Here is a 12,091-nt window from a genome sequence, read left to right as displayed (position 1 = left end):
GCAGAAACGAAAACGCCGGGCAGTGCCCGGCGTCGTTCGGTCTGGCCGAGTGCTTCAGGCGGCCTGGGCCTCGACCTGCTTCAGGGCGCGGTTCAGCGCACTGAACAGGGCGCGGAAGCTGGCGGTGGTGAGGTTCTCGTCGATGCCCACGCCATGCAGGGCACGACCGCCGTCCACCCGCAGTTCGATGTAGGCCGCCGCCTTGGCGTTGGTGCCCGCGCCTATGGCGTGCTCGCAGTAGTCCATGATCTCCACGGCCACCGGCAGGCCGGCCACCAGAGCCTCCAGCGGACCCTTGCCAATACCGCGCCAATGCTGGCTCTCGCCGCCGGCGACGATCTCCACGTCGACCGCGCTGGTGCCATTCTCCTCCTGCAGGCGATGGCTCTTCAGGGCGTAGGGCGCGCTGGCCTGCAGGTACTCGCGGTCGAACAGCTGGTAGATCTGTGCGGCGCTCATCTCAAGGCCCAGGCGGTCGGTTTCCTTCTGCACCACCTGGCTGAATTCGATCTGCATGCGTCGCGGCAGGCTGATGCCGTACTCCTGCTCCAGCAGGTAGGTGATGCCGCCCTTGCCGGACTGGCTGTTGACCCGGATCACCGCCTCGTAGCTGCGGCCGATGTCGGCCGGGTCGATCGGCAGGTAGGGCACCTCCCAGATGCCGTCCGGGTCCTGCTGGGTGAAGCCCTTGCGGATGGCGTCCTGGTGCGAGCCGGAAAAGGCGGTGTGGACCAGGTCGCCGACGTAGGGGTGACGCGGGTGCACCGGAATCTGGTTGCACTCCTCGACCACCTTGCGCACCGCGTCGATGTCGGAGAAGTCCAGGCCGGGGTGGATGCCCTGGGTGTAGAGGTTCAGCGCCAGGTTGACCAGATCGACGTTGCCGGTGCGCTCGCCGTTGCCGAACAGGCAGCCCTCGACGCGGTCGGCCCCGGCCATCAGGCCCAGTTCGCTGGCGGCCACGCCGGTGCCGCGGTCGTTATGGGTGTGCAGGCTGATCAGCACGCTGTCGCGGCGGCTGATATGGCGGCAGAACCATTCGATCTGGTCGGCGTAGACGTTAGGGGTGGCCACCTCCACGGTGGCCGGCAGGTTGAGGATGGCCTTGTTGTCCGGGGTCGGTTGCCAGACGTCGAGCACCGCGTCGCAGACCTCCACGGCGAACTCCAGCTCGGTGGAGGTGAAGATCTCCGGCGAGTACTGGAAGGTCCACTGGGTCTGTGGCTGCCGGGCGGCCAGGTCCTTGATGATCCGCGCCGCGTTCACCGCGATATTCACCACGCCGGCCTTGTCCTGGTTGAAGACGATGCGGCGGAAGGAGGGCGCGGTGGCGTTGTAGACGTGAACGATGGCCTTCTTCGCGCCCTTGAGCGACTCGAAGGTGCGGGTGATCAGGTCTTCGCGGGCCTGGGTCAGTACCTGGATGGTGGTGTCGTCCGGGATGTGCCCGCCCTCGATCAGCTCGCGGACGAAGTCGAAATCGGTCTGCGAGGCGGAGGGGAAGCCCACTTCGATCTGCTTGATGCCGACCTGCACCAGAGTCTTGAAGAAGCGCATCTTCTTCTGCGCATCCATCGGCTCGATCAGCGACTGATTGCCGTCGCGCAGGTCCGAGCTGCACCACACCGGAACTTCGGTGATGGTCTTCGACGGCCAGGTGCGGTCGGGCAGGTCGATGGCGGGAAAGGCGCGGTACTTGCTGGACGGGTCTTTGAGCATGCTCATGGAAAAATCCTTGTTGGCGGCGGCCACTGAGGGGCCAGGCAAAATCGGCGAGATCAGAAAGGAGGGGCGTTAGCCACGCAGTCGCTGGCTGACCAGGCAGAGATTGGCGTGTTGCCGCAGGAGGATGAGGGTATGGGTAGCGTTCATGGCGTCAACCCTAACCATGGCGGCCAATGCTGGCAAGCATTGTGAAAAAATTGGTAGAAACCGCTATTTTGGCTGTTCAGGTGGTTTTTTATTGCGCAGAGTTGCTTGAGGGCTGGCTCCGATTGCGCAGCGCTTTTGCCCGGACGGGGTCTTCCTCGGCCGGGCAGAACGAAGTACTCAGACTGGCGTGTTCGCCGCCGCCTGCTGGCGTCCCAGCTCGCGCATGTCCGCCCCGCTCGGGTGCTGGAACACCCGTAGACCGAACGCCGGGAGGATCGCCAGCAAGTGGTCGAGAATGTCCGCCTGGATGCCCTCGTAGCGTGCCCAGGCGGTGGTGTTGGCGAAACAGTAGAGCTGCAGCGGCAGGCCGTTGGCAGTCGGGTTGAGCTGGCGCACCAGTTGGGTCATGTCCTGATGCACCCCGGGGTGCTGGCGCAGGTAGTGCTCCACGTAGGCCCTGAAGGTGCCGATATTGGTGACCCGGCGGGTGTTGGCCGGCTCTTTCCCGGCATCGGCCAGGGCGCTGTTCCACTCCTGAAGCTCGTTCTGTTTGTTCTGCAGGTACTCGCCAAGCAGGGTCAGGCGGCGCAGGCGATCGATCTGCTCCGGCTCGAGAAAGGCGATGCTGGTCTGGTCCAGGTACAGGTTGCGCATGATCCGCCGGCCGCCACACTCCTGCATGCCGCGCCAATTCTTGAACGGGTCGCTGATGAAGCGCTTGGTCGGGATGCTGGTGATGGTCTTGTCCCAGTTCTGCACCTTGACCATGTGCAGGGCGATGTCGATGACGTCGCCGTCGGCGTTGAGCTGCGGCATCTCCACCCAGTCGCCGACGCGGATGATGTCGTTCGAGGAAATCTGCACGCTGGCCACCAGTGACAGCAGGGTGTCCTGGAAGATCAGCATGAGCACCGCGGCCATGGCGCCGAGGCCGGACAGCAGGATCAGCGGCGAGCGGTCGATCAGGGTGGCGATCACGAGAATCGCGGCGATGGCGAAGACCACGATCTTGAGCAGCTGGATGTAGCCCTTGATCGGCTTGAGGTGGGCGTCCGGGCGGCGCTCGTAGAAACTGTTGAGCAGGCCCAGGGCGCCGCTGAGCGCCAGGGCCACGGTCAGCACGATAAAGGCGCTGCAGACGTTGTCGACCACGGTGACCGCGGCCTCGGGCAGGTGCGGTACCAGGCCGATGCCGGCGGAGAGGATCAGCGCCGGCACTATATTGGCCAGGCGCGCGGTGATCTTCGACTCGGCGATGGCCGGGTCCTGCCCCACGGACGTGGCCTCCAGCGCCCGATACAGGCCGCGCAGGAGGATGCGCTTGACCAGCCAGTTGGCGATCCAGGCGCCGAGGACCAGCAGGCCCAGGCTGATCAGGCTGTGCAGCTGCGGGTAGCGCTCGAGCCATTGGAGGGTGGTGGCGTAGTGTTCCTTCATGACGATCCTCGTTCGCTGCGGGGTAACGGTCGCGCTGCGCGCACGCCTCGCGTCTTGCGCAGGGCGCTCAGCTCGAGGGCGGGCCGGCGACGAGGGCGCACCTTAGCAAAGCGGGCCGGTGTTTGCCGTTATCGGAGTCTTGCGCGGTATTGCGGTTAGGGCTTGAAGGCGCCGATAAAGATCGCCGGATCGATGCGCGCGTCGTTGAGGCTGACGTTCCAGTGCAGGTGCGGCCCGGTGGCGCGGCCGGTGGCCCCGACCTTGCCGAGCACGCCGCCGCGGGGCAGCTCTTCGCCCAGTTTCACGTCGATCGCCGAGAGGTGGCAGAACATGCTGATCAGGCCCTGGCCGTGGTCGACGAACACCGTCTTGCCGTTGAAGAAGTAGTCGCCGACCAGGATCACCCGGCCCGCCGCCGGCGCCTTGACCGGCGTGCCACGCGCCGCGGCGAAGTCCAGGCCGGAATGCGGGTTGCGCTCCTCGCCGTTGAAGAAGCGGCGCAGGCCGAAGGGGCTGGACAGTGGACCTGCAACCGGCCGATCGAACAGCAGGTTGCTCGGCTGGCGCGGGCTGAACTGGCGGTAGGCGCGGGTCTGCTCGGCCAGCTCGCGCTCGATGCGCTTGAGGTTGGCCGGGTTGGGGTTGACCTGCTGCGGGTTGTTCAGGGTGATGCGCTGCTCGGCATAGTGGCGACTGCCGACCTGGAAGCTCTGGGTCCGGCCGTCCACCTCGACCTGCTGGTTGCCGGGGCGGACGCTCAGGGGCAGGCCGACTATGGCGATCCAGCGCTGGCTGTCCTCGTGGATCACCAGCACCGGTCTGTCCTGGTAGCGGACTCGTGGCGCATCTGTGCCCGGCCCAAGGTCGATCACCGCGACCCCGCCGGGCACCGGCTGGTTCAGCAGGCGGGTGATGAAGCCATCGGCCTGGGCGGGCAGGGCGAGGCACAGGGTGAGGACGAGCAGGGCAAAGCGCATGGGATTCCCCAGCTGGGGGCGGACGAGACCATTTTCTTCCGCCGGATGGATCATCAGTCCAGCAGCGACAGGGTCGCCGGCTGCACATGGTTGTCTTCGACGCGCACGTCCAGCTCGCCTTCACCGAGGCGCGCCTTGAGTCGCTGGCCCGGCTGGGTGTCGGCGGCGCGGCGGATGGCCTGGCCGCGGTCGTCGAGGAGGATGCTGTAGCCGCGCCCCAGGGTCGCCAGGGGGCTGACCGCGTTGAGCGTCTGCACCTGGCTGTGCAGTTGCAGGCGGCGTTCCTTGAGCCCCTCGCGCATGGCCCGTGGCAGCCGTTCGGCGAGGCTGGCCAGGCGCTGGCGCAGCAGCTGCAGGGCGCGCTCCGGGTGCTGGCCGGCCAGGCGGGTCTGCAGGCGCGCCAGGCGCTCCTGGCGGACGTGCAGCTGGCGCTCGAAGGCGCGTCGCAGGCGCATGTCCAGGTCGTCCAGGCGCTGCGCCTGCTGGCGCAGACGCTCGCCGGGATGGCGCAGGCGCCGGCGCAGGCCGTCCAGCTGCATGTGCTCACGCGCCAGGCGGCCCTTGATATAGAGCATCAGGCGGCGCTGCAGGCCGTGCAGGCGCTGCACCAGCTCGCTGGAGTCGGGCGCCAGCAGTTCGGCGGCGGCCGAGGGGGTCGGGGCGCGCACGTCGGCGACGAAATCGCTGATCGACACGTCGGTCTCGTGGCCCACGGCGCTGACGATGGGCGTGGCGCAGGCATCGATGGCGCGGGCCACGGCCTCCTCGTTGAAGCTCCAGAGGTCTTCCAGGGAGCCGCCGCCGCGGGCCAGGATCAGTGCATCGAAGCCCTGGCGGTCGGCCAGTTGCAGGGCGCGGACGATCTGCGCCGTGGCCTCGCGGCCCTGCACGGCGGTGGGGATCAGGGTCAAGGCGACCTGCGGCGCGCGGCGGCGGAACACGCTGACGATGTCGCGAATCACCGCGCCGCTGGGCGAGCTGACGATGCCGATGCGTTTCGGGTGCGCCGGTAGAGGCACCTTGCGCTCGGCGGCGAACAGCCCCTCGGCGCCCAGCTTCTCCTTGAGCGCCTCGAAGGCCAGGCGCAGGGCGCCGTCGCCGGCCGGCTCGACCGCATCGAGAATCAGCTGATAGTCGCCACGCCCCTCGAACAACGAGACCTTGCCGCGCACCTTGACTGCCAGACCATCGCGCAGGGCCTGTCGCACCCGTGCCGCGTTCTGCCGGAACAGCGCGCAGCGCACCTGGGCCTGGCTATCCTTGAGGGTGAAATAGATGTGTCCGGACGCCGGCTTGGCCAGGTTGGAGATCTCCCCCTCGACCCAGATGCTGGCGAACACATCCTCCAGCAACAGGCGGGCGCGGTTGTTGAGCTGGCTGACGCTGAGCACCTCGCGGTCGAGGTTCAGGCGCTGGAACGGGTCTTTGATCATGGCCGGCATGATAAAGGCTTTGCCGGGCCTGCCATAGGGCGATGGCTTGACCGCAGCGCCGGCGCCATTAAGCTGCGCGCCTTTCCCTCAAGGCAGACCAGATCATGGGCGAGCAACAAAGCATCCTGGTGCCGCGGGTTTCCAGTTTTCCCGGGCACGAGGCGCGGGCACGGGCGATCGTCCGCTGGCTGGTGCAGCGGCGCATAGTCGAGGAGCGGCTGACGCCCTGTGGTCGCACTGCCGGTGGCCTGGCCCATGCCCTGGCGCCGGGGGCGAGATTGGTGGTCGAGCAGCCGCAGTTGCTGCCGTTCGGGCAGACGATCAACGGCCTGGAGATCGTCACCAAGCGCTGTATCTACACGCCGACCCGGGACTTTCTCGAGGAGGCCGGCTGTCCGCAGTGCCGCCGGGAAATCGGCGAGGCCCTGTTCGACAGCCTGGAGGAATGGATGCCGGGCCATACCGACAATTTCAGCTGCCCGGAGTGTGGCCATGAGGACGACATCAACGGCTTCCTGTTTCTGCAGCCCTGCGGTTTCTCCAACCTGGGCTTCATCTTCAACGGCTGGGGAGCGGCCGGGTTCAGGCAGGACTTCCTCGACGAGTTCGCCGAGCGCCTGGGTTTTCCGCTCTCGCGGGTGAGCGTCGACCCGTGAGTTCCGCTCCTGGGCCGCAGCTCGTCGCGCGGCCGCACGCCCCTGAGTCTTCGGTGCATTCTTTGCATTGAGTGGAGGGGGGCGCCTGGGTATAATGGCGCGCTTCCAATTTTCCCGTCTGGGAGCCCCCGCCATGCTGCGTATCAGTCAAGAAGCTCTTACCTTCGACGACGTTCTACTTATTCCTGGTTATTCCGAAGTTCTGCCGAAGGATGTCAGCCTCAAGACTCGCCTGACCCGTGGCATCGAGCTGAATATTCCGCTGCTGTCCGCCGCCATGGACACCGTTACCGAGGCCCGCCTGGCCATTGCCATGGCACAGGAAGGCGGCATCGGCATCATCCACAAGAACATGACCATCGAGCAGCAGGCTGCCGAGGTGCGCAAGGTCAAGAAGTTCGAGGCCGGCGTGGTCAAGGACCCGATCACCATCGAGGCCGAGGCGACCATCCGCGACCTGTTCGAGCTGACCCGGCAGAACAACATCTCCGGCGTGCCGGTGCTGTCCAACGGTGACCTGGTCGGCATCGTCACCTCCCGCGACGTGCGTTTCGAGAACCGCCTGGACGCCACCGTGCGTGAAGTGATGACGCCGAAAGAGCGCCTGGTCACTGTCAAGGAAGGGGTCGACAAGGAAACCGTGCGCGAGCTGCTGCACAAGCACCGCATCGAGAAGGTGCTGATCGTCGACGACGCCTTCAATCTCAAGGGCATGATGACCGTCAAGGACATCGAGAAGGCCAAGGCCTACCCGCTGGCCAGCAAGGACGACCAGGGTCGCCTGCGCGTCGGCGCCGCCGTGGGCACCGGTGCCGATACCGGCGACCGGGTCACCGCGCTGGTCAACGCCGGTGTCGACGTGATCATCGTCGACACCGCCCATGGCCACTCCAAGGGCGTGATCGACCGTGTACGCTGGGTCAAGCAGAACTACCCGGAAGTCCAGGTGATCGGCGGCAACATCGCCACCGGGGACGCCGCCAGGGCGCTGGTCGAGGCCGGCGCGGACGGCGTCAAGGTCGGCATCGGTCCCGGCTCCATCTGCACCACCCGCATCGTCGCCGGCGTCGGCGTACCGCAGATTTCTGCGGTGGCCAACGTCGCCGCGGCGCTGGCTGGCAGCGGCGTACCGCTGGTCGCCGACGGCGGCATCCGCTTCTCCGGTGACCTGTCCAAGGCCATCGTGGCCGGTGCTTCGGCGGTGATGATCGGCTCGATGCTGGCCGGTACCGAAGAGGCGCCGGGCGAGGTCGAGCTGTTCCAGGGCCGTTCCTACAAAGCCTATCGCGGCATGGGCTCGTTGGGCGCCATGTCCCAGGCCCAGGGCTCCTCGGATCGCTACTTCCAGGACTCCTCCGCCGGTGCCGAGAAGCTGGTGCCCGAGGGCATCGAAGGTCGCGTGCCCTACAAGGGCGCCATGGCGGCCATCGTCCACCAGCTGATGGGCGGCCTGCGCGCCTCCATGGGCTACACCGGCTGCGCGACCATCGAGGAGATGCGCACCAAGCCGGAGTTCGTGCGCATCACCGGCGCCGGCATGGCCGAGTCCCATGTGCATGACGTGCAGATCACCAAGGAAGCGCCCAACTACCGTGTTGGGTAACGCCACAGAGTTGCTATGAAGTCACGGGGCTGTTCGATTCAGCCCCGTGTCATTTGTGAATTCCGCTACGAGAGACGGCCATGGCCCACCATGATATTCACGCTCACCGCATCCTGATCCTGGATTTCGGTTCCCAGTACACCCAGCTGATCGCCCGCCGCGTGCGCGAGATCGGCGTGTATTGCGAGTTGCACCCCTTCGACATGAGCGACGAGGACATCCGCGCCTTCGCTCCGCGCGGCATCATCCTCGCCGGCGGCCCGGAGTCGGTGCATGCGGCCGACAGCCCGCGCGCGCCCCACGCGGTGTTCGACCTCGGCGTGCCGGTGCTGGGCATCTGCTACGGCATGCAGACCATGGCCGAGCAGCTGGGTGGCAAGGTGCAGGGCTCGGACGTCCGTGAGTTCGGCTACGCCCGTGTCGACGTGGTCGGCAAGGGCCGCCTGCTCGACGGTATCGAGGACCACGTGGACGACGACGGCGTGTTCGGTCTGGACGTGTGGATGAGCCATGGCGACAAGGTCACCACCTTGCCGAAAGGCTTCCACATCCTTGCCAGCACCCCGAGCTGCCCGATCGCCGCGATGTCCGACGATGACCGTCGCTACTACGGTGTGCAGTTCCACCCGGAAGTGACCCACACCAAGCAGGGTGGCCGCATCCTCTCGCGTTTCGCCCTGGAAATCTGCGGCTGCGAGGCCCTGTGGACGCCGTCCAACATCGTCGAGGACGCCATCGCCCAGGTGCGCGCCCAGGTCGGCAGCAGCAATGTGCTGCTGGGCCTGTCCGGCGGCGTCGACTCCTCGGTGGTCGCCGCGCTGCTGCACCGTGCCATCGGTGAGCAGCTGACCTGCGTGTTCGTCGACAACGGTCTGCTGCGCCTGCATGAGGGCGAGCAGGTGATGGCCATGTTCGCCGAGAACATGGGCGTCAAGGTGATCCGCGCCAACGCCGAGGAGCAGTTCCTTGGCAATCTGGCCGGCGAAGCCGACCCGGAGAAGAAGCGCAAGATCATCGGCCGCACCTTCATCGACGTGTTCGATGCCGAGGCGAGCAAGCTGCACGACATCAAGTTCCTCGCCCAGGGCACCATCTACCCGGACGTGATCGAGTCGGCCGGCGCCAAGACCGGCAAGGCCCACGTGATCAAGTCGCACCACAACGTCGGCGGCCTGCCGGAGGAAATGAACCTCAAGCTGGTCGAGCCGCTGCGCGAGCTGTTCAAGGACGAGGTGCGCAAGATCGGCCTGGAGCTGGGCCTGCCCTACGACATGGTCTACCGCCATCCCTTCCCGGGTCCGGGCCTGGGCGTGCGTATTCTCGGCGAGGTGAAGAAGGAGTACGCCGACCTGCTGCGTCGCGCCGACCACATCTTCATCGAGGAACTGCGCAACTTCGACTGGTACCACAAGACCAGCCAGGCCTTCGTGGTGTTCCAGCCGGTCAAGTCGGTCGGCGTGGTTGGTGACGGCCGCCGTTACGCCTGGGTCGTGGCCCTGCGCGCGGTGGAAACCATCGACTTCATGACCGCGCGCTGGGCGCACCTGCCCTACGAGCTGCTGGAGAAGGTCAGCAACCGCATCATCAACGAGATCGAGGGCATCTCCCGCGTCACCTACGACGTGTCGAGCAAGCCGCCTGCCACCATCGAGTGGGAGTGATGTCGGGTCCTTCTGGGCTCATTGAGATGTATCGATAGCCAATTGCAACGTGTTGATTTAAAAGAAAATTCGTTGCAATGGTTATCGAGGCCTATCGCCGATTAGCAGAACGGATTGGCGGTAGCGGTGACGGTAGTAAACAGCGGTCGGATTGAGACCGTTCTGTTTACTATCCGGTCAAAACCGGTCTTTGACGGTAAATCGCTCCTTGGGAAAGCTTGCTCCGTGCGGCTTTCCCGGCATCAACAGGTCTCCTGACCCTTGACGGTAAAAGCCGTCATGAACAGGAGTAAAAACCTCGATGCTTACTGATACCAAACTGCGCAATCTCAAGCCCAAGTCCAAGCTGTACAAGGCTTCCGACCGCGATGGTATGTACGTGACGGTATCGCCTACCGGTACCGTCACCTTTCGCTACGACTACCGTCTCAATGGGCGCCGAGAAACGCTGACCATCGGACGCTATGGGCCAACTGGCATTTCCCTGGCCATGGCTCGCGAGAAGCTGCTCGATGCCAAGCGCATGGTCGCTCTGGGCAAGTCTCCCTCCCTGGAGAAGCAGCGCGCTAAGCGGCGCCTCAATGCTGCCAAGAATTTCGGTGAAACGCTGACGAAGTGGTTGGCCGGCGCGCGCATGGCCGACAGCACGCGCGCGATGCGCAAAAGCATCATCGATCGCGACATCCTGCCGGTCTTCGACAATCGGCTGCTGACCGAAATCACCCCTGACGATCTGCGAGCCCTGTGTGCCAAGGTAAAGGCTCGAGGAGCGCCGGCAACTGCGGTCCATATTCGCGACATCGTGAAACAGGTCTACGCGTTCGCGATCCTGCATGGCGAGAAGGTCGAGAATCCGGCTGACGACGTTAAGTCGTCTTCCATCGCCACTTTCGTGCCGAAGGATCGGGCACTGAGCCCGACCGAAATTCGGCTGGCCTTCCATCAACTGGAGTCCATCGCTGCTTATCCCACGATCAAACTGGCCTTGCGGCTGGTGCTGCTGACCTTGGTACGCAAGAGTGAGCTGATCGAGGCAACCTGGGACGAGGTGGACTTCGAGAACGCCACCTGGACGATCTCCAAGGAACGGATGAAGGGGCGTAACCCGCACGTTGTCTACCTGTCGCGCCAGGCCTTGGACATCTTCGTGGCGCTGCACACCTGTGCGGCTGGTTCCCGCTATGTGTTGCCCTCGCGCTATGACATCTACCGCTGCATGTCGCACGCCACCCTGAACCGCATCACCCAGCTTATCGCCTCCCGTGCGAAGGAAGCAGGCCTGCCGTTGGAGCCGTTCACCGTCCACGATCTGCGCAGGACGGGTTCCACGCTGCTCAACGAGGTGGGCTTCAACGGCGACTGGATCGAGAAATGCCTGGCTCACGAAGATGGTCGCTCCTCTCGCTCGGTCTACAACAAGGCCGAGTACGCGGAGCAGCGCCGGCACATGCTGCAGGAGTGGGCGGACATGGTCGACGCCTGGATCGATGGCCGCACTCATGTTCCCCAACTGCTGCCGGACAGCGTTGTAGTGCCGGTGTTGAGTGCCACGGTTTAAGGAAAGTACAAGGTTGTCAGTTGACAACCTTGCCGGTCATGCGAATACTGGAGATCACTGATGACCCGTCCTTCTCACTCGAAGAAAGAGGTCGAAGAAGCACTCAGGCATGCCGAAGAGCAGGGCTGGCGCATAGAGCTGGGTGGTAGCCATGCTTGGGGGCGAATCTACTGCCCCTACAACGATGAAGAGTGTCGCTGCGGCGAATTCTGCATCACCAGCGTGTGGAGTACACCGAAGAATCCAGGCAACCATGCGCGTGCCCTTCGGCGCGTCGTCGACAACTGCACCACGCACCGTAAGCAGCGGCAGACCGCTGAGGGCGCTGAGGGCGCTGAGGGCGCAGAGGAGTAGCGCTATGGAATACACCTTCACTCTGAAATACCAACTGGCCGACGATGACCGTGACCTGGAAGCATTGGTCGAGCGCCTCGGTGAGGCCGGATGCGACGATGCCCTGATCGGCATTGGCCAGCCAGGTCGTCTGGCGCTGGAGTTCACCCGTGAAGCGGAGAACGCTGAAGCGGCTGTGCGCAGCGGACTGGCCGACGTGCGCAGTGCCGTACTGTCGGCCAGGCTGATCGAGGTGGCACCGGACCTGGTCGGACTAACCGATGTGGCGGAGATCGTCGGCGTGTCACGCCAGAACATGCGCAAGCTGATGTTGGCTTATCCGAGCAGCTTCCCCACGCCGGTGCACGAGGGCAGTGCTTCGATCTGGCACCTGGCGGACGTGCTGACCTGGCTGCAGGCCAAAGGCAGCTATTTGCTGCCTGGCGGTGTCTTGGACGTGGCTCAGGTGGCCCTACAGGTCAATCTAGCGAAGGAAGAGCGGCGGCTAACGCGTCCCACCTCCAAGGAACTGCAGGCCCTTGTCGGATGAGGCCGGCGCCG

At 65.1% G+C, this 12,091-nt stretch carries 10 protein-coding genes; 6 read left to right on the top strand and 4 right to left on the bottom strand.

What is annotated here, in order from left to right; all coding sequences use genetic code 11:
• Window positions 1-54: 54 nt before the first annotated feature.
• The 4 genes from leuA to xseA form a co-directional block, all read right to left on the bottom strand.
• On the bottom strand, window positions 55-1,725 hold the full coding sequence (leuA, locus tag KDW96_RS06585; RefSeq protein ID WP_255839637.1) for a 2-isopropylmalate synthase: 1,671 nt from the start codon (window positions 1,723-1,725) through the stop codon (window positions 55-57).
• Window positions 1,726-2,049: 324 nt separating this feature from the next.
• Entirely contained in the window at window positions 2,050-3,309 is a 1,260-nt protein-coding gene (locus tag KDW96_RS06580; RefSeq protein ID WP_255839636.1) for a mechanosensitive ion channel family protein, read from the bottom strand.
• A 155-nt stretch (window positions 3,310-3,464) separates the two neighbouring features.
• Window positions 3,465-4,286 carry a peptidoglycan DD-metalloendopeptidase family protein gene (locus KDW96_RS06575; protein WP_255839635.1) on the bottom strand — a complete coding sequence of 274 codons (822 nt, stop codon included), beginning with the start codon at window positions 4,284-4,286 and terminating at the stop codon, window positions 3,465-3,467.
• Between the two features lie 53 nt (window positions 4,287-4,339).
• Complete coding sequence (gene xseA, locus KDW96_RS06570) at window positions 4,340-5,719, bottom strand: exodeoxyribonuclease VII large subunit (protein ID WP_255840487.1); 1,380 nt, start codon at window positions 5,717-5,719, stop codon at window positions 4,340-4,342.
• Between the two features lie 104 nt (window positions 5,720-5,823).
• Between xseA and KDW96_RS06565 the strand changes: the two genes are divergently transcribed.
• From KDW96_RS06565 to KDW96_RS06540, 6 genes are all read left to right on the top strand, one after another.
• Window positions 5,824-6,375: a sugar ABC transporter ATPase gene (locus KDW96_RS06565; RefSeq protein ID WP_255839634.1), complete on the top strand. Its 552-nt coding sequence runs from the start codon at window positions 5,824-5,826 to the stop codon at window positions 6,373-6,375.
• A 133-nt stretch (window positions 6,376-6,508) separates the two neighbouring features.
• The gene (gene guaB / locus KDW96_RS06560) at window positions 6,509-7,978 is read left to right on the top strand and encodes an IMP dehydrogenase (RefSeq protein ID WP_255839633.1); all 1,470 of its coding nucleotides are present in this window, start codon (window positions 6,509-6,511) and stop codon (window positions 7,976-7,978) included.
• Between the two features lie 80 nt (window positions 7,979-8,058).
• Entirely contained in the window at window positions 8,059-9,639 is a 1,581-nt protein-coding gene (gene guaA, locus KDW96_RS06555; RefSeq protein WP_255839632.1) for a glutamine-hydrolyzing GMP synthase, read from the top strand.
• Window positions 9,640-9,940: 301 nt separating this feature from the next.
• Complete coding sequence (locus KDW96_RS06550) at window positions 9,941-11,197, top strand: tyrosine-type recombinase/integrase (RefSeq protein ID WP_255839631.1); 1,257 nt, start codon at window positions 9,941-9,943, stop codon at window positions 11,195-11,197.
• Window positions 11,198-11,257: 60 nt separating this feature from the next.
• On the top strand, window positions 11,258-11,551 hold the full coding sequence (locus tag KDW96_RS06545) for a hypothetical protein (protein ID WP_255839630.1): 294 nt from the start codon (window positions 11,258-11,260) through the stop codon (window positions 11,549-11,551).
• A 4-nt stretch (window positions 11,552-11,555) separates the two neighbouring features.
• Window positions 11,556-12,080 carry a helix-turn-helix transcriptional regulator gene (locus KDW96_RS06540; protein WP_255839629.1) on the top strand — a complete coding sequence of 175 codons (525 nt, stop codon included), beginning with the start codon at window positions 11,556-11,558 and terminating at the stop codon, window positions 12,078-12,080.
• Window positions 12,081-12,091 lie beyond the last annotated feature (11 nt).

Origin of the sequence: Pseudomonas benzenivorans (assembly GCF_024397895.1) — a bacterium.
GTDB lineage: Bacteria > Pseudomonadota > Gammaproteobacteria > Pseudomonadales > Pseudomonadaceae > Aquipseudomonas > Aquipseudomonas benzenivorans_A.
The sequence above is the reverse complement of the archived record's forward strand: the minus strand, read 5'-3'. Positions and strand labels throughout refer to the sequence as shown.

What these genes read in the sequence shown, in the direction of transcription:
- guaA (WP_255839632.1), top strand. Translation starts at nt 8,059, where the DNA reads ATGGCCCACCATGATATTCACGCTCACCGCATCCTGATCCTGGATTTC.
- KDW96_RS06550 (WP_255839631.1), top strand. Translation starts at nt 9,941, where the DNA reads ATGCTTACTGATACCAAACTGCGCAATCTCAAGCCCAAGTCCAAGCTG.
- KDW96_RS06580 (WP_255839636.1), bottom strand. Translation starts at nt 3,309, where the DNA reads ATGAAGGAACACTACGCCACCACCCTCCAATGGCTCGAGCGCTACCCG.
- guaB (WP_255839633.1), top strand. Translation starts at nt 6,509, where the DNA reads ATGCTGCGTATCAGTCAAGAAGCTCTTACCTTCGACGACGTTCTACTT.
- KDW96_RS06545 (WP_255839630.1), top strand. Translation starts at nt 11,258, where the DNA reads ATGACCCGTCCTTCTCACTCGAAGAAAGAGGTCGAAGAAGCACTCAGG.
- KDW96_RS06565 (WP_255839634.1), top strand. Translation starts at nt 5,824, where the DNA reads ATGGGCGAGCAACAAAGCATCCTGGTGCCGCGGGTTTCCAGTTTTCCC.
- KDW96_RS06540 (WP_255839629.1), top strand. Translation starts at nt 11,556, where the DNA reads ATGGAATACACCTTCACTCTGAAATACCAACTGGCCGACGATGACCGT.
- KDW96_RS06575 (WP_255839635.1), bottom strand. Translation starts at nt 4,286, where the DNA reads ATGCGCTTTGCCCTGCTCGTCCTCACCCTGTGCCTCGCCCTGCCCGCC.
- xseA (WP_255840487.1), bottom strand. Translation starts at nt 5,719, where the DNA reads ATGATCAAAGACCCGTTCCAGCGCCTGAACCTCGACCGCGAGGTGCTC.
- leuA (WP_255839637.1), bottom strand. Translation starts at nt 1,725, where the DNA reads ATGAGCATGCTCAAAGACCCGTCCAGCAAGTACCGCGCCTTTCCCGCC.